Genomic DNA, 20,448 nt, shown 5'->3' on the forward strand with positions numbered 1-20,448 from the left:
CTTCACGAGACCCCGGCCCTGCGGCCGGGGTCTCGTGCATTTGGTCGAACCCGCGGGGCTGGCCCGGCCAGCCGACCGGATCGATAGGGTCCCGGCATGCCTCGCCCCCGCCGTCTCGGCACTGTCCTGGCACTCCTCCTCGTCGTCGTGGCCGCAGCTGCGTGGACCGGGTGGACGGCCTACCAGGTCAACAGCTCGCTCAACGCGGTCGTGGACGATGCGGAGGTGGTCCAGGCCGCCGTGCAGGACAACGACGCGGACCGCGCGCGGACCGCACTGGCCGACCTTCGCCAGCACAGCCAGGACGCATCGGACCGCACCTCCGGGATCACCTGGCGGGCCCTCGGCCTTGCACCGGTCGTCGGCGACGACGCCGACGGCATCGCGCTGGTCAGCGATGTGCTGGCCGACCTCAGCCGGGAGGGCATCGACCCGCTCATCGACGTCTCCGACGACCTCGACTCGATCGTCCCGAGGGACGCGCGGGTCGACCTCGACGCCCTCCAGCGGCTCCAGGCCCCGGTCGCGGCAGCGGACGCGGCCTTCGCCGACGCCGACGGCCGGCTCTCGGACGCCGACCCCGACGGGTACGTCGAGCGGCTGGCGACCAGGTTCCGTGAGCTGCGTGAGAAGGTCGGCGACGCCAGCGGGGCGATGAACGCCGCGGCCACCGCGCTGGGGGTCATGCCGGCCATGCTCGGCGCCGAGGGCGAGCGCGACTACCTGCTGGTGCTCCAGAACAACGCCGAGATCCGCGCGACCGGTGGCCTCCCCGGCGCGATCTCGGTCCTGCACACCGAGCAGGGGCGGATCGAGCTGACGCGGCAGGTCGCGGGCAACGAGCTGGGGCGCCGAGACAGGCCGGTCCTCCCCCTCACGGCCGAGGAGCGGTCCCTGTTCAGCTCGAATCTCGGACTCTACGTCCTCGACGCCAACCTCACCCCGGACTGGGCGCGCGCCGCCGAGCTGATCGGCGCCCGGTGGGTCGAGACCCAGCCGGAGGACCCGGCCGGCGTGCTGTCCGTCGACCCGGTGGCCCTCTCCTACCTGCTCGAGGTCACCGGGCCGGTCCAGGTCGACGGCGTCGAGCTGCGCGCCGAGAACGCCGTGGACCAGCTGCTCCACGAGGTCTACGTCCGGCTCCCCGACCCCACCGCGCAGGACGAGTTCTTCCGCGCCGCAGCGCGCGCCGTCTTCGACCGGGTGTCGGCCGGCGGGTCCGCCCCGCAGGACATGCTCGAGGCCCTCACCCGCGGCGCGCGCGAGGGTCGCCTGCTGGTGCACTCCTTCGACGAGGAGGAGCAGGGCTCCCTCCGCGGGACCGCCGTCAGCGGCGACCTCCCGACCGAGGAGACCGAGCGGCCCCAGGTCGGGGTCTACCTCGACGACACCAGCGTCGGGAAGATGTCGTACTTCCTGCGACACGACGTCCGCGCGAAGGCGACCTCGTGCAGCGCGGGACGCCAGCGCATCGACGGCATGCTCCGCCTGGAGTCGGTCGCGGACCCCGCGACGATGGCTTCACTGCCCAACTACGTCACCGGCGGCGGCGGTTACGGCGCCGAGGTCGGCTCGCAGCTCGTCGTGGCCTACCTCTACGGGCCGGTCGAGGGTGCGATCGACGAGGTGGCGTTCAACGGCCGGCCCGTCAAGGTCGAGAAGCTGACGCACGAGGGACGCCCGGTCGCCAGGGTGATCGCCGATCTGCAACCCGGCGAGGTCACCAACGTTGAGTGGCGGATGACGACCCCCGAGGGCCAGACCGGCGCGGTCGACGTGCGGACGACGCCGTCCATCGAGCCGACCGCGTCGCGCGCGACGTACCCGAGCGCCTGCGGCTGAGCCGCCGGTCGCTCGGGACGCGGTCACTCGTAGCCGAGGACCTCCCGGCGCTTCTCACCCCACGCGAGCGCCGAGGCGATCGCGTCGTCGAGCGAGAACTCGGTGGACCAGTCGAGCAGGCGGTGGGCCTTGTCGACGTTGGCGAACGCGCCGACGGCGTCGCCGGGCCGCGGCGGCGCCTCGGTCGTCGGGACCGGGGAGCCGAAGACGTTCTCGAACGACGCGATCAGCTCGCGCACGGTCACGCCCGAGCCGGTGCCGACGTTGATCACGGTGCTGGGTGCGCCCGCGGCCTCGATCACCTCGTCGAACTTCTCCACCGCGCGCACGTGCGCGCGAGCGAGGTCCCACACGTGGATGTAGTCCCGGATGCCCGTGCCGTCGCGGGTCGGGTGGTCGACGCCGGTGATGGTGAAGCTGTCCTTCTGGCCGCGGGCGGCCATCACGAGCTGGCCGAGGACGTGCGAGGGCTCCTTGGCGTAGATGCCCGTCTCCAGGTCCGGGTCGGACCCGATCGGGTTGAAGTAGCGCAGGATGATCGCGCGCAGGCCGGTCGCCGCCGCCATGTCCTGGAGGACCTGCTCCATCATCAGCTTGGTCCGGGCGTACGGCGACTGCGGCGCGAGCGCGTCCTCCTCGGTGACCTCGAAGGAGTCCTTCGTGGCGTACAGGCTGGCCGAGCTCGAGAACAGCACCCGACCGAGCCCCAGCCCGGCCAGCTCGTCGAAGAGCTCGAGCGACTTGGCGACGTTGTCGCGGTAGTACTCATACGGCTTCTCCACCGATTCCGGCACCACGATCCGGGCCGCCATGTGGATGGTGGCGTCGAGGTCGGGGTGCTCCTCGGCGATCCGGCGCACGAGCGCCCGGTCGGCGATGTCGCCCTCGTAGAAGGCGCGGTCCCCGACGAAGACCCGCGGACCGGACAGCAGCGAGTCGAGCACGACCGGCACGTGACCGGCCTCCTCGAGCGCCTTGCACGTGGTCGAACCGATGTAGCCGGCGCCGCCGGTGACGAGGACCTTCATGCCCGGCAGGCTATCGCCCCGCGCAGCCGACCCGGCTGGGCTGGCCGACGCCTTGGGAGCATCTGCACGCGGCGTTTGGCCCCCGGCCGCAGCGGGCACGGGCAGCCAGCGACCAGCAGGAGGCCGGAGATGGGGATCAGCGACCTGAGGGACGAGCGGCTCAGCAAGCCGTACGAGTCCTGGTGCGAGCGACGGGGGCTGCACCCCGAGGTGCCGGGAGCGTTCGACCAGGACGTCTCGACGATCGGCGCGACGCCCACCTGAGGCCGTCCCGCGGCGCTCGGTTCCCCGGACCGACCGCCGAGGGCGGGCTCTCCGGACAAAGCCGGACGTGTCCGCGGTCACGGGCCTGGCGCGACCGACGGGCTCGAGCCCCTAGATTGTCCTCTGCGAGCCGCGCCGCCGGCCACGACCCCTGACCGATCTGTCGACGCCCTGATGGAGGACGCGTGACCGTTCTCGCCGACCGGCGGCTGCGGCTGCGGCTGCGGCTGAGCGGGCCCTCCCGGTCCCTGCGGTTCCTCCCACCGACCTCCTTCGTCCTGGATCTCGGCATCGTGGTCGGCGCGGTGCTGGTGGCCGCCGAGGGCCGCGAGACCTTCGGGATCTTCCCGAGCCCGGCGAACGTCGCGGACAGCCTGGGCACGGCCGGTCCGCTCGTCGTCCTCGGCTGGATCCTGACCCTGCTCGTCGCCGGGTGCTACAGCCCGAACCTCTTCGGGGCGGGCACGGACGAGTACAAGCGCGTCTTCAACGGCTCCATGGTCGCCGCTGCCCTGGTGGGCGTCGGGTGCTTCTTCGCCGACTACCCGCTGTCCCGGGGCTTCTACTTCCTCGCCTTCGCGATCGGCGTCCCCGCCCTGCTGGTCGGGCGGTACGCCGTGCGCACCGCCCTCCACCAGGCCCGACGGCGTGGAACGCTGCTGCACCGGGTGCTCATCGCCGGGTCACCCGCCCACATCGACGAGATTGCCGCGGTGTTCCGCCGCGAGCGCTGGCTGGGCTACCGCGTGGTCGGCGCGCTGACCCCGGCCCACTACCTGGAGGAGGAGACCCGCTCGGGCATCCCGGTCCTGGGCAACTCCGACGACATCACCTCGGTGGTCCTGGAGTCCGGCGCCGACATCGTCTTCATCGCCGGTGGCGCGCTGGCGTCGGCCAGCCAGATGCGTCGCCTCGCCTGGGACCTCGAGCACGAGCGGGTCCAGCTCGTCGTCGCACCTAGCGTCACGGACGTCTCGGGGGAGCGGATCCGCGTTCGCCCGGTCGGCGGCCTGCCCCTCATGCACATCGACCCGCCGCGGGCGACCGACGCCTCCCGCTGGGGCAAGCGACTCTTCGACATGGTCGGCTCGGCCGGCCTGATCGTCGCCTTCAGCCCGCTGTTCCTGCTCGCTGCCCTCCAGATCAAGCTCCACGACCGCGGCCCGGTGCTCTTCCGGCAGGTCCGCGTGGGACACGACGGCCGGGAGTTCCCCTGCCTGAAGTTCCGCACGATGGTGGTCGACGCCGAGCAGCGGCTCAAGGACCTCCACGCCCAGCAGGGCTACGAGGGCGGCCTGTTCAAGATGAAGGACGACCCGCGCGTCACCCGGCCCGGCCGGTGGCTGCGCCGGCTCTCCCTCGACGAGCTGCCCCAGCTGTTCAACGTCCTGCGCGGCGAGATGAGCCTCGTCGGCCCCCGTCCCCCGTTGCCCCTCGAGGTCGCGCTGTACGAGGGCGACACCGTCCGGCGGCTCCGCGTCCGGCCCGGGATGACCGGTCTCTGGCAGGTCTCCGGCCGCTCGGACCTCTCCTGGTCCGAGGCGGTCCGCCTCGACCTCTACTACGTCGACAACTGGTCGATGATGCAGGACCTCTCGATCCTCGCGAAGACCTTCGGCGCCGTCTTCGGCTCGCGCGGCGCTTACTAGCCGCTACATCGGTCCGCAGCCTGGCGGACCGTCAACGGCACCACGAGGACGCCTCTGCCTCCCCGCTCTGGGACGACATCCACACGGTCCGCGTGCGCGGTCCGTCCAGCCGCTCTCCCGGTCTCGGGTGGGCGCTCGAGCGTCGCGGTGCGGTCGCCCCAACAGGGTCAACCGAAGGCTGCGGGCGCCCGCCCGCCCCGAGACACCACCCGGCGCTCAGGCGCCGGCGGTCTCCGACCGCTTGCCGCGCCTGGACGTGGGGGCCGCCGGGGTCTCGGGCGCGTAGCCGTACCCGTAGCCGTACCCGTAGCCGTACCCGTAGCCGCCGCGCCCCTTGGTCGGCGTCATGTTCAGCACCGTGCCGATCGGCTCGGCGTCGACGGAGGCGAGCCGCTCGACGGCCTGGCCCACCTGGTCCCGGGTCGTCTTGCCGTGGCGGACGACGAGCAGGGCGCCGTCGGCCTGGGCCGCGAGCAGCGCGGCGTCGGTGACCGGCAGCAGCGGCGGGGCGTCGATGATCACGACGTCGTACCGGTTGCGCAGCTCGGCCAGCAGGTCGGCCATCGCGCGGGACTGGAGCAGCTCGGCCGGGTTCGGCGGGATCGCCCCGCTGGGCAGGATGTCGAGGCCGGTCTCGTCGTGGCGCACGATGACGTCGTCGAGCGCGACCTTCCCGAGCAGCAGCGTGGTGACGCCCACGGCGTGGTCGACACCGAGCATCCCCGTGGCCTTGGGCCGGCGGAGGTCCGCCTCGACGAGCAGCGTCTTCGTGCCGGCCTGGGCGAGCGTCACGGCGAGGTTGACCGCGGTCGTGGTCTTGCCCTCCGCCGGGACGGCGGAGGTGACGACGAAGACCTTGCTGGCGACGTCGACGTCGACGAACTGGAGGTTGGTCCGCAGCACGCGGAACGCCTCGACGCGCGGGGCGTGGGAGTCCAGGGTGGTGATGAGCGGGCTGGTGCGGGTCGAGGCGTCGTAGGCGATGGTCCCCAGGAGCGGCGCCTCGGTCGTCGCGCTCAGGTCGTCCAGGCTCGAGATGCTGGTGTCGAGCACCTCGCGCAGCACCGCGAGGCCGACGCCCAGCAGCAGGCCGAGCACCAGACCGAGCCCGAGGTTGCGGACCGGCTGCGGGGACACGGGGCCACCCGGCTCGGAGGCGGAGTCGACGATGGTGGCCTTGACCGCGGCGGTCTTCTGCCCGTCCCCGGTTTCGACCTCGCGCACGAGGTCGGTCATCGCCTCGGCGTAGGTCTGGGCGATCCGCCGCGCCTCGTCGGGGTCGGCGTCGGTCGCGGTCAGCTTGAGGATGACCGTCTCCGGGCTGACCTCGGCCGAGACCTTCTCCGGGAGCGTGTCGGCGTCGACGTCGCCGAGCTCGGCGGCCACCGCGTCGGCGAGGCGCCGGCTCGTCGCGAGCTCGGCGAAGGAGGTGACCTTCTGCTGGGAGAGGAGGCCGCCCTGGTAGGACTCCGAGGTGGACTCGCTGTCGGAGGTGCTGACGTAGAGGCTCGTCGAGGAGGCGTACTGCGGCGTCGCGGTGAACGTCAGCAGCGCCGCGCCCCCGAGGACCAAGGCGGTCACGACGACGATGAGCGCCCATCTCCGTCGCAGGATCCGTGCGTAGTCCCGCAGCTCCACGTGTTCCTCCTGGTCGGGGTGCAGCGTCACCGCATCCTAGGGGGCAAGGAGCGTCCCGCTCGCACGCCCGGGGTATGTCAGTCCAGCAGCCCGAGCAGGTAGTCGCCGTACCCGCTGGCGCGCAGGCCCTCGCCGAGCGCACGGAGCTGGTCGTCGTCGATGTAGCCCATCCGCCAGGCCACCTCCTCCGGCGCGCCGATCTTGGTGCCCTGCCGGTGCTCGATGGCGCGGACGTAGTTGGCGGCGTCGTTCATGGCGTCGAAGGTGCCGGTGTCCAGCCAGGCCGATCCCCGTGGCAGCACCTCGACATGGAGCCGCCCCCGCTCGAGGTAGCGGCGGTTGAGGTCGGTGATCTCCAGCTCGCCACGGGGCGAGGGCCGCAGCTCGCGGGCGTGGTCGACGACGTCGCGGCCGTAGAAGTAGAGACCTGGGACGGCGTACCGGCTGCGGGGGCGGGCCGGCTTCTCCTCGAGCGAGACGGCGCGCCCGGAGGCGTCGAACTCGACGACGCCGTACGCCGAGGGCTCGGAGACCTGGTAGCCGAAGACGGCCGCGCCGTCAATGTCGTGGAAGCGCCGCAGGTGGGTGCCGAGCCCCGTGCCGTAGAAGATGTTGTCGCCGAGGATCAGCCCGACCGTGTCGCCGGCGACGAAGTCGGCGCCGATGAGGAACGCCTGGGCGAGCCCGTCGGGCGAGGGCTGCGCGGCGTAGGTGATCGAGATGCCGAGCGCCGACCCGTCGCCGAGGAGGCGGACGAACTGCTCCTGCTCGTGGGGCGTGGTGATCACCAAGACCTCGCGGATCCCGGCCAGCATCAGGGTCGACAGGGGGTAGCAGACCATCGGCTTGTCGTACACCGGCATGAGCTGCTTGCTGACCGCCCGCGTGATGGGGTGCAGCCGCGAGCCCGTGCCGCCCGCCAGGATGATGCCGCGCATGCGCCGACCCTAGAGGTCCGGCCCCTAGGATTCGCACCGTGCGACGACTACTCGTGACCGGCGGTGCCGGGTTCATCGGCGCCAACTTCGTCCACCACGTCCTCGCCCACACCGACGCCGAGGTGACCGTCCTCGACAAGCTGACGTACGCCGCCAGCCGGGCCGCCCTCGACGGCCTGCCGGCCGACCGGGTCCGGCTCGTGGTCGGCGACGTCGCCGACGCGGCCGTGGTCGAGCCGCTCGTCGCGGCGCACGACACCGTCGTCCACTTCGCCGCCGAGTCGCACAACGACAACTCCCTCGACGACCCGGCCCCCTTCGTGCACACCAACCTGGTCGGGACGTTCACGCTCCTCGAGGCGGTCCGCCGCCACGACGCGCGGCTGCACCACGTGTCGACCGACGAGGTCTACGGCGACCTGGACCTCGACGACCCGAAGCGGTTCACCGAGGACACCCCGTACCGCCCCAGCAGCCCCTACTCCGCCACGAAGGCGGGCTCGGACCACCTGGTCCGCGCGTGGGTGCGCAGCTTCGGGGTCCGGGCGACCATCTCGAACTGCTCGAACAACCACGGGCCCTGGCAGCACGTCGAGAAGTTCATCCCCCGCCAGGTCACCAACGTCCTCGACGGCGGCCGGCCGAAGATCTACGGCGACGGGCTGAACGTGCGCGACTGGATCCACACCGACGACCACTCCTCGGCCGTGCTGGCGATCCTCGAGCGCGGCCGGATCGGCGAGACCTACCTCGTCGGGGCCGACGGCGAGCGGAACAACCTGCAGGTCGTGCGAACGATCCTGCGGCACCTCGGCCGCGACGAGGACGACATCGACTTCGTGACCGACCGGGCCGGCCACGACCGGCGGTACGCGATCGAGTCCGGCAAGCTCCGGGCCGAGCTGGGCTGGACGCCCCGGTTCACCGACGTGGAGTCCGGCCTGGCCGACACGATCGACTGGTACGTCGCCCACGAGGCCTGGTGGCGACCGCAGAAGGCGGCGACCGAGGCGTCGTACGCCGCGAAGGGCCAGTGAGCGTGCACGTCGAGCCCACCGCGATCCCCGGCCTGCTGCTCGTGCACCTCGACGTCCACGAGGACGCGCGCGGCTGGTTCAAGGAGAACTGGCGGCGCCGCAAGCTGGCCGACCTCGGGTTCCCCGACCTCGGCCCGGTCCAGCACAACCTGGCCTTCAACCACCGGCGCGGCACGCTCCGCGGCGTGCACGCCGAGCCGTGGGACAAGCTGATCTCGGTCGTGACCGGCCGGGTCTTCGGCGCCTACGTCGACCTCCGCGCGGGCGACGGCTTCGGCCGCGTGGTGACGGTCGAGGCCGACCCCTCGCTGGCGGTGCTCGTCCCCCGCGGGGTCGGCAACGCCTACCAGACCCTCGAGGACGGCACGTCCTACTCCTACCTGGTCAACGACCACTGGCGCCCGGACGCGACCTACCTGGCGGTCGACCCCGCCGACCCGGCGCTGGCGATCCCGTGGCCAGTGCCGCCCGCTGAGTCGATCCTCTCGGAGAAGGACCGCGCGAACCCGCTGCTGGCCGAGGTCGCGCCGATGCCCGTGCGTCGCCCGCTCGTCCTGGGCGCGGCCGGCCAGGTCGGCCGCGCCCTCGCCGCCGCCTTCCCTGACGCCACGCTGGTGACCCGGGACGACGTCGACCTGATGGACCCCGACGCCGCGGCGGCCCTGCCCTGGCGCGACCACGACGTCGTGCTCAACGCCGCCGCCTACACCGCCGTCGATGCCGCGGAGACCCCGGAGGGCCGCCGGGCCGCCTGGGCGCTGAACGCGACCCTCCCCGCCACGCTCGCCCGCCTGGCGACCGAGCACCGCTCCACGCTCGTGCACTACTCCACGGACTACGTCTTCGACGGCACGGCGGGCGGCCCGGACGGCCACACCGAGGACGAGCCGCTCTCGCCGCTGGGCGTCTACGGCCAGTCCAAGGCCGCCGGTGACCTCGCGGTCGGCACCGCGCCGCGGCACTACGTCCTGCGCACGTCCTGGGTGATCGGCGAGGGCGCCAACTTCGTGCGCACCATGCAGCGCCTCGCGGCCGGCGGGGTCTCCCCCGGCGTCGTCGACGACCAGGTCGGGCGGCTGACCTTCGCCGACGAGCTCGCGCGGGCGACGCGCCACCTGCTGGACACGGGCGCGCCGTACGGCACCTACCACGTCACCAACGCCGGCGAGCCGACCTCCTGGTACGACGTCGCGCGGGCCGTCTTCCGGCTCTCCGGCCGCGCGGAGTCCGACGTGTCGCCGACCAGCACCGCGGCGTACGGCGCCGGCAAGCAGCTCGCCCCGCGCCCGCTCGGCAGCGTGCTGGACCTGGCGAAGCTCCGGGCGACCGGGTTCGAGCCGGAGGACGCGATGGTCGCCCTCGAGCGGTACGTCGCCGCTCAGGCCGACCGGCCGTAGCCGTCCTCGACCGCGCAGACGTCGTCCTCGCCGGTGTAGCGGCCGGTCTGCACCTCGATCAGCACCAGCTCCTCGTCCTCGAGGTTGGTGATCCGGTGCGGCTGGCCGACCGCGACGTCCACCGACTCCCCCGGGCCGGCAAGACGCACCTGACCGTCGACCACGCAGGTCGCCGTGCCCGAGACGACCGCCCAGTGCTCGGCGCGGTGCTCGTGGGTCTCGTAGGCCAGCCGGGACTGCGGGCGGACGGTGATCCGCTTGACCTTGAACCCCTCGCCCACGTCCAGGACCTGCCAGCAGCCCCAGGGCCGGGTCACGCGCTCGCCGATCATGGCTCTCCCCACTCCGCCGAGCCCCCCGCCCCGCGGTCCGGCCGACGCTAGCCACGCCAGATCAAGCAACCCTCAAGGCCGCCCGGTGGTCTTGACCGGTGGGCGCGGGCCTCAGCGGCGTCGCAGGCCGGTCAGCGCGGGCCGGACGTCGGCGAGGTAGACGAACGCCGCGATGGTGAAGGCGAGGTTGAGCAGGCTGATCGGGGAGCCGATGAGCAGCAGCTGGAGGACCAGGCCGAGGCCGAGGATGAGGCACCAGGCGGGCTTGGTCAGCTTGCCGGCGGCGTCGTAGGCCTCCGCGCTGAAGAGCAGGCTGTTGACGAAGGCGAAGATCTTCACCGCGAGCAGCACGAACTCGACGAGCAGCAGGATGCTGCCCTCGATGGCGAAGACGTCGGTCACGCCCTCAGCCTATCGGTGCCGGCCGCCGGGCCCTCAACGCTCGGCGGTGTCCAGGATCAGCGTGATCGGCCCGTCGTTGACCGACGCGACCCGCATGTCCGCCCCGAACCGCCCGCGCTCGACGCGCGCGCCGAGCCGCACGAGCTCCGCACAGACCGCCTCGTACGTCGGCTCGCTGACCGGCCCGGGCGCCGCGGCCTGCCAGGTGGGGCGCCGCCCCTTCCGGGCGTCGCCGTACAGCGTGAACTGGCTGACCACCAGCACCGGCGCCCCGACGTCGCTCGCGGACCGCTCCTCGCGCAGCAGCCGGACGTCCCAGATCTTCCGGGCCGTCCAGGCCACCTCGGCCGGCCCGTCGCCGTGGGTCACGCCAAGGTAGACGAGCAGGCCGGGCCGGTCGATCGCGCCGACGACCTCGCCGTCGACGGTGACCGTGGCCTGCAGGACTCGTTGGACAACGGCACGCACGGGGCCACCTTGCCGCACCCGTGCGTACACGCGACGAGACCCCCGGACCATCAGGTCCGGGGGTCCCGTTCAGAACAGGCTGAGCTGCTCGTCTGCTCTTCAGTCGCCGACCTTCTTGGCCGCGGCGGTGGTGGCCTTGGTGGCCGACGCGGCGGTCTTCTTGGCTGCGGTGGCGGTGCCCTTGGCGCTGCTCTTCGGGGCGGTGCTGGCCTTCTTCGCCGTCCGCTTGGCGGTGGTCGTGGCCTTGCGGGCGGTCGCCTTGGTGGCCTTGGCGGTCTGGGTCCGCGTGGCCTTGGCCTTGCTGACCGTGGTCTTCGCCGCGGTCGTCGTCGCCTTGGTCTCCTCCTGGCGGCGGATGCGGGTGATCAGCTGCTCACCGCGCTGGGCGAGGTCGGCGTAGGTGCCGGAGACGACCTCGACGTTGTCGTTGACAGTCGTCTGCACGCGGGTCGGGAGCGCGCGGGCCTCGCCCTGGAGCTCGGCGACGCGGGACTCGACGGCGGCGCGGCGGGCCTTGGCGTCCTTCGACAGCGCCTCGACCCGCGCGCTGACGGCGACGAGCGCCTGGTCGCGCAGGGCCTTGGGCTCCAGGTCCAGGTCGGCGACAGCCTTCTGGACGGTGGTGGCGTAGTCGCGCACGTAGCCGACGACGAGGTCGGTGGCGCCGACGCCGGCGTACAGCGGCCGCTTGGCGACCGCGGGGATCTCGATGTCGGCCAGGGTCTTGATGTCGAACGTGGTCCGTGCCATGTCCAGCTCCTCTTCTCGGTGGGTCAGTCCTGGGGTTCGGCCTCGGGCTGCCCGGCGTTGAGAGCCAGGAACGAGGCATAGATGTCGAGCAGGGACTGCTTCTGCCGCTCGGTCAGCGCGCTGTCGTTGAGCACCGCGAGCTCGACGGAGCCGCCGACCCCGTCCTCGGGGCTGACGATCCCGGCGCGGACGTAGAGCTGCTCCGCGGAGATCCGCAGCGCCTTGGCGATCTGTTGCAGCACCTCGGCGGACGGCTTGCGGAGCCCCCGCTCGATCTGGCTCAGGTAGGGATTGGAGACGCCCGCCTGCTCGGCGAGCTGACGGAGCGAGAGCGACGCGGCGGTGCGCTGCTCCCGCAGGTAGTCCCCGAGGGACCCGACTGCGGTCCCAACCTTTCCCTTCGCCATGCCCCCAGTGTGCTTGCTCTTGCTAGCGCTTGCAAGTTGCAAGCACGGTGAGGCCGTTCACAACGAGCCAGGACGGCCGCTTGCAGCGCTAGCAGAGCAGGTCGACGCTTGCCGTCTCCTCAGCCGTCTCCTCGGCCGTCTCCTCAGCCGTCTCGCCGGCAGCGAAGGCTCGGCCGACCGCCACGGCGAGCGGGAGGGCCAGCAGGCACCACGCCGTCGCCAGGAGCACCACGATCCACATGCGGGCATGGTTACCGTTCGGCGCACCGAGCACACGGACCTTCGAGACGGGTCTAGACGACTTCCGCCCAGGTCAGGCCGCAGATCGGGAGCGGGTCACAGGGTCGCGCGGACCTCGCCCACGACGCGTCCGCCGCCGTGCAGCTCGACCCGTCCGGTGCGGCGCACGGCGTCGTCGGCGACGCCGGCGCGGTCGAGTGCGGCCGCCAGCACCACGCGGCGGGCCCGGTCGGCGCCGTCCTCGATCTTGAGCGCGAACGCGCGCCCGTCGGGCAGCGCCAGCGCGTGGCAGCCCTCCGCGCCCATCTTGCCGATCGCGCCGGGGAGGGCGAGCAGCACGTCCCGCTCGTCCCGGGTCGTGCCGGAGACCATCTCGGGGTGCCGGCGGATCGCGTCGGCGACGCGGCGCTCGGGCCCCTCCCCGGCGACCGCCAGCGTCCGGAACGCCCGCGCCAGACCGGTGAGCGAGGTCGACAGCAGCGGCGCGCCGCAGCCGTCGGTCGCGGCCACGGCGACCGGCTCACCGGTCAGCTCGACGAAGGTCGCCAGGATCGCGCGCTGGAGCGGGTGCTCGGGGTCGAGGTAGGTGGCGGTGTCCCAGCCGTTGACCACGCAGGTCGCGAGCATCGCCGCATGCTTGCCCGAGCAGTTCATCGCGAGCGGGGCCTTCTCCCCGCCGGCGCGGACGTAGGCCAGCCGGGTCTCCTCGTCCATCGGCCAGTCCGCCGGCGTCCGCAGGGCGGACTCGTCGAGCCCGACGGCCGCCAGGATCCGGCGTACGCCCTCGAGGTGCAGCGGCTCGCCGGAGTGCGACCCGCAGCCCAGCGCCAGCAGGTCCGGCGGCAGGTCCAGGCCGTGACGCACCATCGCCAGCGCCTGGACCGGCTTGTTGCACGAGCGCGGCAGCACGGGCGCGGCGGCGTCGCCGACCGACCACTCCACCGTCCCGTCGGCGGCGAGCGCGACGACGGAGCCGTGGTGGCGGCCCTCGACGAAACCGGACCGGACGACCTCGGCGACGACAGGGGCGGGAGCAGCAGGAGCGGGCATGCGACCCACCCAAGCACGCCGGTTTGCAAGGATGAGCGGGTGCCGACCCCGCCGCAGTACTGCCCCACCCCGCGCGAGCTCGACGACCTCGAGCTGCTGGTCACCGGGGCGCTCGCGCCGCTGACCCGCTTCGACGAGCCGGGCAGCCCCGTGACCCTCACGCTCCCCCCGGAGGTCGCGTCCGCGGCCGCGGAGGCCGGTGCGGTCGAGCTGGTCGACCCCGAGGGCCTGCCGCTGGCCCGGGTCTCCGTCCCGGGCGGGGCGGTCGAGGCGCTGACCCACGTGCAGTACGGCCCGTTCCGCCGTCACTACCTCTCCCCCGCCCAGGTCCGCGGGGCGTACGCCGGTCGCACGTTCGTGCCGGTCACGGACGCGCTCACCGAGGCCCAGGTCGAGGAGGTCCGCGCCCTCGGGCCAGTCGTCCTCCTCGCCTACGTCGGCGCCGGCACGCCCGCGCTGTCCCCCGTCGGCCTCCTCCGCGCCAGCCTCGCCGCCGCCGCGCTGCTGCCGGACGCCGCGGTCGTCGCGGTGCCGCTCGCCGCCCACGGGGACGCCGAGCTCGACCACCGGCTCGGGGTCCAGGTCGCCCGCACGTACGCCGCCGGCGACCCGGTCCACGCGCTCGCCGAGCCCGCGGACGACGACGCGTACCCGCCCTCGATCGCCGTGGTCGTCGACTTCGACCGCCCGGAGCCGGCCGACCAGGGCCTGGTGCTGTTCTTCACCGGCCTCTCCGGCAGCGGCAAGTCGACCCTGGCCCGCGCGCTGATGGACCGGCTGCTCGAGCAGGGCACCCGCACCGTCACCAGCCTCGACGGCGACGTGGTGCGGCGGAACCTCTCGGCCGGGCTGACCTTCTCCAAGGCCGACCGGGAGACCAACATCCGCCGGATCGGCTGGGTGGCCGCCGAGATCTCCCGCCACGGCGGCGTCGCGGTGTGCAGCCCGATCGCGCCGTTCGACGAGACCCGCCAGCAGGTCCGCGCGATGGTCGAGGACGCCGGTGGCGCGTTCTTCCTCGTCCACGTCGCCACGCCGCTGGAGGAGTGCGAGCGCCGCGACCGCAAGGGCCTCTACGCCAAGGCCCGGCGCGGGGAGATCCCCGAGTTCACCGGCATCTCCTCGCCCTACGAGGAGCCCGCCGACGCCGACGTCCGGGTCGATACCACCGGCCGCACCATCGACGACGCCCTCGGCGACGTCGTCGAGGCGCTGCGCGAGGCCGGCTACCTCGACCTCGCCGACCCGGCGGCCACCACGGCGGCCGCGCCCGCCCCGACCCCGGCGCCCACCGTGGCCGACCGCCCCCTGCGGGTGCTCTTCGTCTGCACCGCCAACATCTGCCGCTCCCCGTTCATGGAGCTCCTCGCCCGCCGGCTGGCGGGGACCGACGCGTCGGTGACGTTCGCCAGCGCCGGCACCCACGGCTTCCGCGACCACCCGATGGACGAAGTCATGAGCGCCACGCTGGCCGCCCGCGGAGCCGAGGCCGCGGGCTTCCGCAGCCGCGCGATCACGCGGCAGATGGTCGACGAGGCCGACCTGGTGCTCACCGCGGAGGCGGCCCACCGCAGCTTCATCCTCGACGAGCAGCCCGCGGCGTTCCGGAAGGTCTTCACCCTGGGGCAGTTCGCCGAGGCCGCCCGCGCCGCCGACCCGACGCTGACCGGCCGCGCGCTGATCACCACGATCAGCGGGCGCCGCGGCGCCGCGAGCCCGGAGCTCGACGTCGCCGACCCCTACCGGCTCGGGCCCGAGGCCGCCGAGCGGGCCGCCGCCGGCATCGAGGAGCTGCTCGAGGTGGTCGTCCCGCGGCTCGCCGCGCCCGAGCGCGCAGAGGCGCGGAGCTGATGTTCGTCCTGCGGAACGCGATCCGGGAGTACGCCTGGGGCTCGAGCACGCACCTGCCGCGCTTCCTCGGGACCGAGCCGACCGGTGACCCGCAGGCGGAGCTCTGGATCGGGGCGCACGACGGCGACCCGTCGTACCTCCCCGACGGCCGGGCGCTCAACGACGTCATCGCCGCCGCGCCCCGCGAGCTGCTCGGGCAGGCGGTGCTGGACACGTTCGGCCCGCGCCTGCCGTACCTGATGAAGGTGCTCGCGGTGGCCGAGCCACTCTCTCTCCAGGTGCACCCGAGCACCTCGCGGGCGCGGATCGGCTTCGCCCGTGAGGACGCCGCCGGCGTGCCGCTGGACGCGCCGCACCGCAGCTACCAGGACACCTCGCACAAGCCGGAGCTGATCTACGCCCTCACCCGCTTCGAGGGGATGGCCGGCTTCCGCGACACCGAGAAGTCCGCGCAGATCCTGCGCCTGCTCGACCTGCCCTGGGCCGACGACGTGGCCCACCGATTGGAGTCCGGCCCGGCGTTCCAGACCCTGCGGGCGATCGTGACCGACGTGCTCGCGCGGTCGGGCCCGGACCTCGAGCGGCTGCTCGCCGACGTCCAGCGCGCCGCCCGGCACGCCGAGGAGCGCGGCCACCGCGAGGAGATGCGGGCCAACCCGGTCCGCGTCGACCCCGCGCGGATCAACCGCGAGGCCACCCGGGTCTTCGCGATGGTCGGCAAGCTCATCGACGCCTACCCCGCCGACCCCGGCGTGCTGGTCACGCTGCTGCTCAACCACGTGGTGCTGGCGCCGGGCGAGGCGATGTTCCTCGACGCAGGCGTCATCCACGCCTACGTCTCCGGGCTGGGCGTCGAGATCATGGCGTCCTCCGACAACGTGCTGCGCGCGGGCCTGACCCCCAAGCACAAGGACGTCCCCGAGCTGTTGTCGGTCACGAACTTCACCCCGATGCCCGGGCCGCAGTGGCTGCCGGCGGTCAACGCCCCTCACCACTGCCACCTCGAGCCGCCGGTGCCGGACTTCGCCCTCACGGTCGGCGACGTCCCCGGGGTGACCGCCCCGGCCTCGGGCCCGCGGACGATCGTGGTGCTCGACGGCGAGGTCGAGCTGCTGACCGGCCACGAGACCCTCGCCGCGAGCCGCGGCCAGAGCGTGTTCGTCGGCGACGCCGAGGGCCCGGTCCGCATCGTCGGCGCCGGCCGGGTCGCGATCGGCGGGGTCCAGCTCTAGCGGGTCAGCCCCGCGCCGATCAGCCCCGCGCCGATCAGCCCTGGGCCGATCAGCCCTGGGCCGCTCAGCCCTGCCAGGCGGGCAGGTCGGGCCGGTCGATCCAGTGCCGGCCCTCGTGCTTGAGCAGCTCGATGTCGGCGTCGACCATGATCCGCACGAGCTCGGCGAACCGCACCTGCGGCTTCCAGCCCAGCCGCGCCTCGGCGCGGCTGGCGTCCCCGACGAGCGCGTCGACCTCGACCGGACGCACGTAGCGGCGGTCGAAGCGCACATGCTTCTCCCAGTCCAGCCCCGCGTGGTCGAAGGCCGCCGCCACGAACTCGCGGACGGTCGCACTGTCGCCGGTCGCGAGCACGAGGTCCTCCGGCTCGTCGGCCTGGAGCATGCGCCACATGCCCTCGACGTACTCCGGGGCGTAGCCCCAGTCGCGGACCGCGTCGAGGTTGCCGAGGTAGACGAAGTCGTCGAGGCCCGCCTGGATCCGCGCGACCGCCCGGGTGATCTTGCGGGTCACGAACACCTCGCCGCGGCGCGGCGACTCGTGGTTGAAGAGGATCCCGTTGACCGCGTGCAGGCCGTAGCTCTCCCGGTAGGTCGTGGTCAGCCAGTGCGCGTAGGCCTTCGCGGCGCCGTACGGCGACCGCGGCCGCAGCGGCGTGCCCTCGCTCTGCGGGGGCGGCTCCGCGCCGTACATCTCCGAGCTCCCGGCCTGGTAGAACCGCGCGCCGACCCCGGACATCCGCAGCGCCTCCAGCAGCCGCACCGCGCCGATGCCAGCCGCCTCGCCGGCGTGCTCGGGCTCCTCGAAGCTCGCGCCGACGTAGGACTCCGCCGCGAGGTTGTAGACCTCGTCGGGCCGCACCTGCTGGAGCAGCGCCAGCAGCCGGCCGCCGTCGGAGAGGTCGCCGCGGTGGAGGAAGAAGCGGCAGTCGGGGTCGTGGGTGTCCTCGACCAGGTGCTCGACCCGGGAGGTGTTGACCGAGGAGGTACGCCGCGCGAGCCCGTGGACCTCGTACCCCTTGGCGAGCAGCAGCTCGGCGAGGTAGGAGCCGTCCTGCCCGGTCACCCCGGTGATCAGCGCCCGCTTCGTCATGGGTCCTCCGCTGGTTGAGCTTGTCGAAACCCACACCCTATGCGGCGCGCCCGGTGCCAAATCCTGCCTTTCACGATGACAGGCCTAGGCTCCCACCCCGTGGCCGATCTCCTCACGACCTCCGCCCTGGCCGTCCTGGCCGTCAGCTTCGGTGTCGGCATCGTCGTCGGCCTCACCGGCATGGGCGGCGGCGCCCTGATGACACCCGCCCTGATCTTCCTCGGCATCCCGCCGAGCGCCGCGGTCGCCAACGACCTGGTCGCGGCAGCGGTGAACAAGACCGTGGGCGCCTCGGTCCACTGGCGCACCGGGTCGCCGAACATCAAGCTCGCGACGTACCTCATCGTCGGGTCGGTGCCGTTCGCCCTGGCCGGGGGCTTCATCGTCCAGGAGATCGGCGGCGAGGACGCCGAGGACTTCCTGGTCACCGCGATCGGCATCGCGCTGCTGTTCGCGGCCGCGAGCTACGCCCTGCGGATGTACCTCCAGTTGCGCCTCGTGACCTCCGGCAACCAGGCCCCGGCCGGCGAGCCCGCGATCCGCCCGATCCCCACGCTGCTCGTCGGCGCGGTCGGCGGCCTGCTGGTCGGCATCACCTCGGTCGGCTCCGGCTCGCTGATCATGGTCGCGCTGCTGCTGCTCTACCCGACGCTCTCGGCGCTGAAGCTGGTCGGCACCGACCTGGTCCAGGCCGTCCCGCTGGTCCTCGCCGCCGCCATCGGCCACGTCGTCGTCAACGGCGTCGACTGGGCCGTGCTGATCCCGCTGATCCTCGGCGGCACCCCCGGCACGTTCCTCGGCGCCCGGATGGCCAGCTGGGTCAGCCAGTCGGTCATCCGCCGCGGCATCGTCATCGTGCTGAGCCTCACCGGCCTGAAGATGCTCGGCGTCTCCCCCGAGGTCGTGGGCATCATCGGCGCCGGCCTGCTCCTCCTCGGCCCCCTGGCCTGGGGCTTCATCCGCCAGACCCGCGGCCTGCCGGCCTTCGACAACAACGCCGCCGCCTGGTACCACGACCGCCAGGACCAGAAGCAGACGCAGGACCAGTAGCCGCCGCTGGTCGAGCAGGCGAGCGCCAGGCGCCCACTGCTGGTCGAGCAGGCGAGCGCCAGCGAGCCGAACGTCGAGACCCCCGCACCCGTGCAGGGCCCCACCACAACCGGTCGATCAGGCCCAGCAGCCCCACCGCTGGTCGAGCAGGCGAGCGCCAGCGAGCCGAACGTCGAGACCCCCCGCACCCGCGCAGGACCCCACCACCGCCGATCCCCCAGCCAGCGAGCCCCACCGCTGGTCGAGCAGGCGAGCGCCAGCGAGCCGAACGTCGAGACCCCCCGCACCCGCGCAGGACCCCACCACCGCCGATCCCCCAGCCAGCGAGCCCCACCGCTGGTCGAGCAGGCGAGCGCCAGCGAGCCGAACGTCGAGACCCCCGCACCCGCGCAGGGCCTCACCACGGCCAATCCCCGAGGGCCGGCGCCGACCGGCCTCAGTCGCGCCCGTAGATGTCCCGCGTGTACACCCGGTCCGCGACATCGGCGAGCACGTCGGTCCGCCGGTTCGCCACGATCACGTCGGACCGCTTCTTGAACTCGTCGAGGTCACGCACGACCTCGGAGTTGAAGAACAGCTCATCCTCGAGCGCGGGCTCGTAGACGACGACCTCGACGCCCTTGGCCTTGAGCCGCTTCATCACGCCCTGGATCGAGGACATCCGGAAGTTGTCCGAGCCCGCCTTCATGATCAGGCGATAGATGCCGACCGTCTGCGGGCCCCGCTTGAGGATGTCGGCGGCGATGAAGTCCTTGCGGGTCGTGTTCGCCTCGACGATGGCGCCGATGATGTTCTGCGGGACGTCCTGGTAGTTCGCCTGGAGCTGCTTGGTGTCCTTCGGCAGGCAATAGCCGCCGTACCCGAAGCTTGGGTTGTTGTAGTGGCTCCCGATCCGCGGGTCGAGCCCCACGCCCTCGATGATCTGGGCGCTGTCGAGACCGTGCGTCAGCGCGTAGGTGTCCAGCTCGTTGAAGTACGCGACGCGCAGCGCCAGGTAGGTGTTGGCGAAGAGCTTGATCGCCTCGGCCTCGGTCGAGTCGGTGAGCAGCACGGGCACGTCCTCGTCCTCCGCTCCCTCGACCAGGAGGTCGGCGAAGAGCCGACCTGCCTCCCCGCGGTCCCCCACCACGATCCGTGAGGGATGCAGGTTGTCCCAGAGCGCCCGGCCCTCGCGCAGGAACTCCGGGCTGAAGACGATGGACGCGCCTGGGTGCTGCTCGCGGAGCAAGGCGGTGAACCCGACGGGGACCGTCGACTTGATCACCATCGTCGCGGTCGGCGCGAGCTCAAGCACGTCGGCGACGACTGACTCCACCGAGCGGGTGTTGAAGTAGTTCGTCCGGTCGTCGTAGTCGGTCGGGGTGGCGATGACGACGAGATCGACCCCGTCGTACGCCGCGCGCTTGTCGACCGTCGCCACGAGGTCAAGCTCCCGGTTGGCGAGGTAGTCCTCGAGCTCGGGATCCTCCAACGGCGACTCGCGCCGATTGACCATCGCCACCCGTTCTGGGTCGAGGTCGAGTGCGCGCACCTCGTGGTGCTGAGCAAGGACGACGGCGTTGGAGAGGCCGACGTAGCCGAGTCCGGCGATGGCGATCTTCACCGCAGCAGCCTAAGCCGGAGCCGGACCCCGACGGACCGTGTTCACCCGACGGTCACGGAAGCGCGACCGGTCACGCGCCCTGCATGATGCGCGTCACCGCCATGCGGCACGGCTTCGCCCCCCACGGCTCGCCGTGGCTACGATGACGGCTGCTGTCCCGACGAGAGGTCCCCTGCA

At 72.7% G+C, this 20,448-nt stretch carries 20 protein-coding genes; 8 read left to right on the top strand and 12 right to left on the bottom strand.

What is annotated here, in order from left to right; translation table 11 throughout:
* Window positions 1-96: 96 nt before the first annotated feature.
* Window positions 97-1,842, top strand: coding sequence for a DUF4012 domain-containing protein (locus HPC71_RS18295; protein ID WP_154615293.1), 1,746 nt, complete (start codon window positions 97-99; stop codon window positions 1,840-1,842).
* Window positions 1,843-1,865: 23 nt separating this feature from the next.
* Here the strand turns inward: HPC71_RS18295 and galE are convergent, their stop codons facing one another.
* On the bottom strand, window positions 1,866-2,870 hold the full coding sequence (galE, locus tag HPC71_RS18300; protein ID WP_154615292.1) for a UDP-glucose 4-epimerase GalE: 1,005 nt from the start codon (window positions 2,868-2,870) through the stop codon (window positions 1,866-1,868).
* A gap of 129 nt (window positions 2,871-2,999) precedes the next feature.
* Between galE and HPC71_RS21195 the strand changes: the two genes are divergently transcribed.
* Window positions 3,000-3,134, top strand: a complete 135-nt coding sequence (locus tag HPC71_RS21195) for a hypothetical protein (protein ID WP_257866215.1) — start codon at window positions 3,000-3,002, stop codon at window positions 3,132-3,134.
* Between the two features lie 185 nt (window positions 3,135-3,319).
* Window positions 3,320-4,783, top strand: a complete 1,464-nt coding sequence (locus HPC71_RS18305; RefSeq protein WP_154615291.1) for a sugar transferase — start codon at window positions 3,320-3,322, stop codon at window positions 4,781-4,783.
* Between the two features lie 216 nt (window positions 4,784-4,999).
* Here HPC71_RS18305 and HPC71_RS18310 read toward each other — a convergent pair whose 3' ends face one another.
* Window positions 5,000-6,451 carry a tyrosine-protein kinase domain-containing protein gene (locus HPC71_RS18310; RefSeq protein ID WP_253943780.1) on the bottom strand — a complete coding sequence of 484 codons (1,452 nt, stop codon included), beginning with the start codon at window positions 6,449-6,451 and terminating at the stop codon, window positions 5,000-5,002.
* Between the two features lie 47 nt (window positions 6,452-6,498).
* A complete protein-coding gene (gene rfbA / locus HPC71_RS18315; protein WP_154615290.1) occupies window positions 6,499-7,359 on the bottom strand; it encodes a glucose-1-phosphate thymidylyltransferase RfbA in 861 nt (286 codons plus the stop codon).
* A 38-nt stretch (window positions 7,360-7,397) separates the two neighbouring features.
* Between rfbA and rfbB the strand changes: the two genes are divergently transcribed.
* Both rfbB and HPC71_RS18325 read left to right on the top strand, forming a co-directional pair.
* On the top strand, window positions 7,398-8,396 hold the full coding sequence (gene rfbB / locus HPC71_RS18320) for a dTDP-glucose 4,6-dehydratase (protein ID WP_171897024.1): 999 nt from the start codon (window positions 7,398-7,400) through the stop codon (window positions 8,394-8,396).
* Between the two features lie 2 nt (window positions 8,397-8,398).
* Entirely contained in the window at window positions 8,399-9,793 is a 1,395-nt protein-coding gene (locus HPC71_RS18325) for a sugar nucleotide-binding protein (RefSeq protein ID WP_253943782.1), read from the top strand.
* Here HPC71_RS18325 and HPC71_RS18330 read toward each other — a convergent pair.
* From HPC71_RS18330 to HPC71_RS18360, 7 genes are all read right to left on the bottom strand, one after another.
* Window positions 9,775-10,125 (bottom strand): phosphomannose isomerase type II C-terminal cupin domain, encoded by a 351-nt coding sequence (locus tag HPC71_RS18330; RefSeq protein ID WP_154615289.1) that lies wholly within the window; start codon window positions 10,123-10,125, stop codon window positions 9,775-9,777. The two genes, HPC71_RS18325 and HPC71_RS18330, sit on opposite strands and share 19 nt — an antisense overlap.
* A 111-nt stretch (window positions 10,126-10,236) precedes the next feature.
* The gene (locus tag HPC71_RS18335; RefSeq protein ID WP_154615288.1) at window positions 10,237-10,527 is read right to left on the bottom strand and encodes a DUF2516 family protein; all 291 of its coding nucleotides are present in this window, start codon (window positions 10,525-10,527) and stop codon (window positions 10,237-10,239) included.
* A gap of 33 nt (window positions 10,528-10,560) precedes the next feature.
* On the bottom strand, window positions 10,561-10,995 hold the full coding sequence (gene dtd / locus HPC71_RS18340; protein ID WP_171897026.1) for a D-aminoacyl-tRNA deacylase: 435 nt from the start codon (window positions 10,993-10,995) through the stop codon (window positions 10,561-10,563).
* Window positions 10,996-11,094: 99 nt separating this feature from the next.
* Window positions 11,095-11,745: a hypothetical protein gene (locus HPC71_RS18345; protein ID WP_154615286.1), complete on the bottom strand. Its 651-nt coding sequence runs from the start codon at window positions 11,743-11,745 to the stop codon at window positions 11,095-11,097.
* A gap of 23 nt (window positions 11,746-11,768) precedes the next feature.
* Complete coding sequence (locus HPC71_RS18350; protein ID WP_154615285.1) at window positions 11,769-12,152, bottom strand: helix-turn-helix domain-containing protein; 384 nt, start codon at window positions 12,150-12,152, stop codon at window positions 11,769-11,771.
* 88 nt (window positions 12,153-12,240) lie between these two features.
* Entirely contained in the window at window positions 12,241-12,393 is a 153-nt protein-coding gene (locus tag HPC71_RS18355) for a hypothetical protein (RefSeq protein ID WP_154615284.1), read from the bottom strand.
* 95 nt (window positions 12,394-12,488) lie between these two features.
* Window positions 12,489-13,442, bottom strand: a complete 954-nt coding sequence (locus HPC71_RS18360) for an asparaginase (protein ID WP_154615283.1) — start codon at window positions 13,440-13,442, stop codon at window positions 12,489-12,491.
* Window positions 13,443-13,481: 39 nt separating this feature from the next.
* On the opposite strand from HPC71_RS18360, the gene cysC reads away from it, so the two are divergent.
* A complete protein-coding gene (cysC, locus tag HPC71_RS18365; RefSeq protein ID WP_171897027.1) occupies window positions 13,482-15,293 on the top strand; it encodes an adenylyl-sulfate kinase in 1,812 nt (603 codons plus the stop codon).
* Entirely contained in the window at window positions 15,293-16,525 is a 1,233-nt protein-coding gene (gene manA / locus HPC71_RS18370) for a mannose-6-phosphate isomerase, class I (RefSeq protein WP_154615282.1), read from the top strand. The genes cysC and manA overlap by 1 nt, the downstream gene beginning before the upstream one ends.
* Before the next feature lie 64 nt (window positions 16,526-16,589).
* Here the strand turns inward: manA and gmd are convergent, their stop codons facing one another.
* Entirely contained in the window at window positions 16,590-17,618 is a 1,029-nt protein-coding gene (gmd, locus tag HPC71_RS18375) for a GDP-mannose 4,6-dehydratase (protein WP_154615281.1), read from the bottom strand.
* A 99-nt stretch (window positions 17,619-17,717) separates the two neighbouring features.
* On the opposite strand from gmd, the gene HPC71_RS18380 reads away from it, so the two are divergent.
* The gene (locus HPC71_RS18380) at window positions 17,718-18,668 is read left to right on the top strand and encodes a sulfite exporter TauE/SafE family protein (RefSeq protein WP_171897028.1); all 951 of its coding nucleotides are present in this window, start codon (window positions 17,718-17,720) and stop codon (window positions 18,666-18,668) included.
* 436 nt (window positions 18,669-19,104) lie between these two features.
* On the opposite strand, the gene HPC71_RS18385 is transcribed toward HPC71_RS18380, so the two are convergent.
* Entirely contained in the window at window positions 19,105-20,271 is a 1,167-nt protein-coding gene (locus tag HPC71_RS18385) for a nucleotide sugar dehydrogenase (RefSeq protein ID WP_171897029.1), read from the bottom strand.
* Window positions 20,272-20,448: the final 177 nt, after the last annotated feature.

This window comes from Nocardioides marmotae, assembly GCF_013177455.1.
In the GTDB taxonomy this organism is placed as follows: Bacteria; Actinomycetota; Actinomycetes; order Propionibacteriales; family Nocardioidaceae; genus Nocardioides; species Nocardioides marmotae.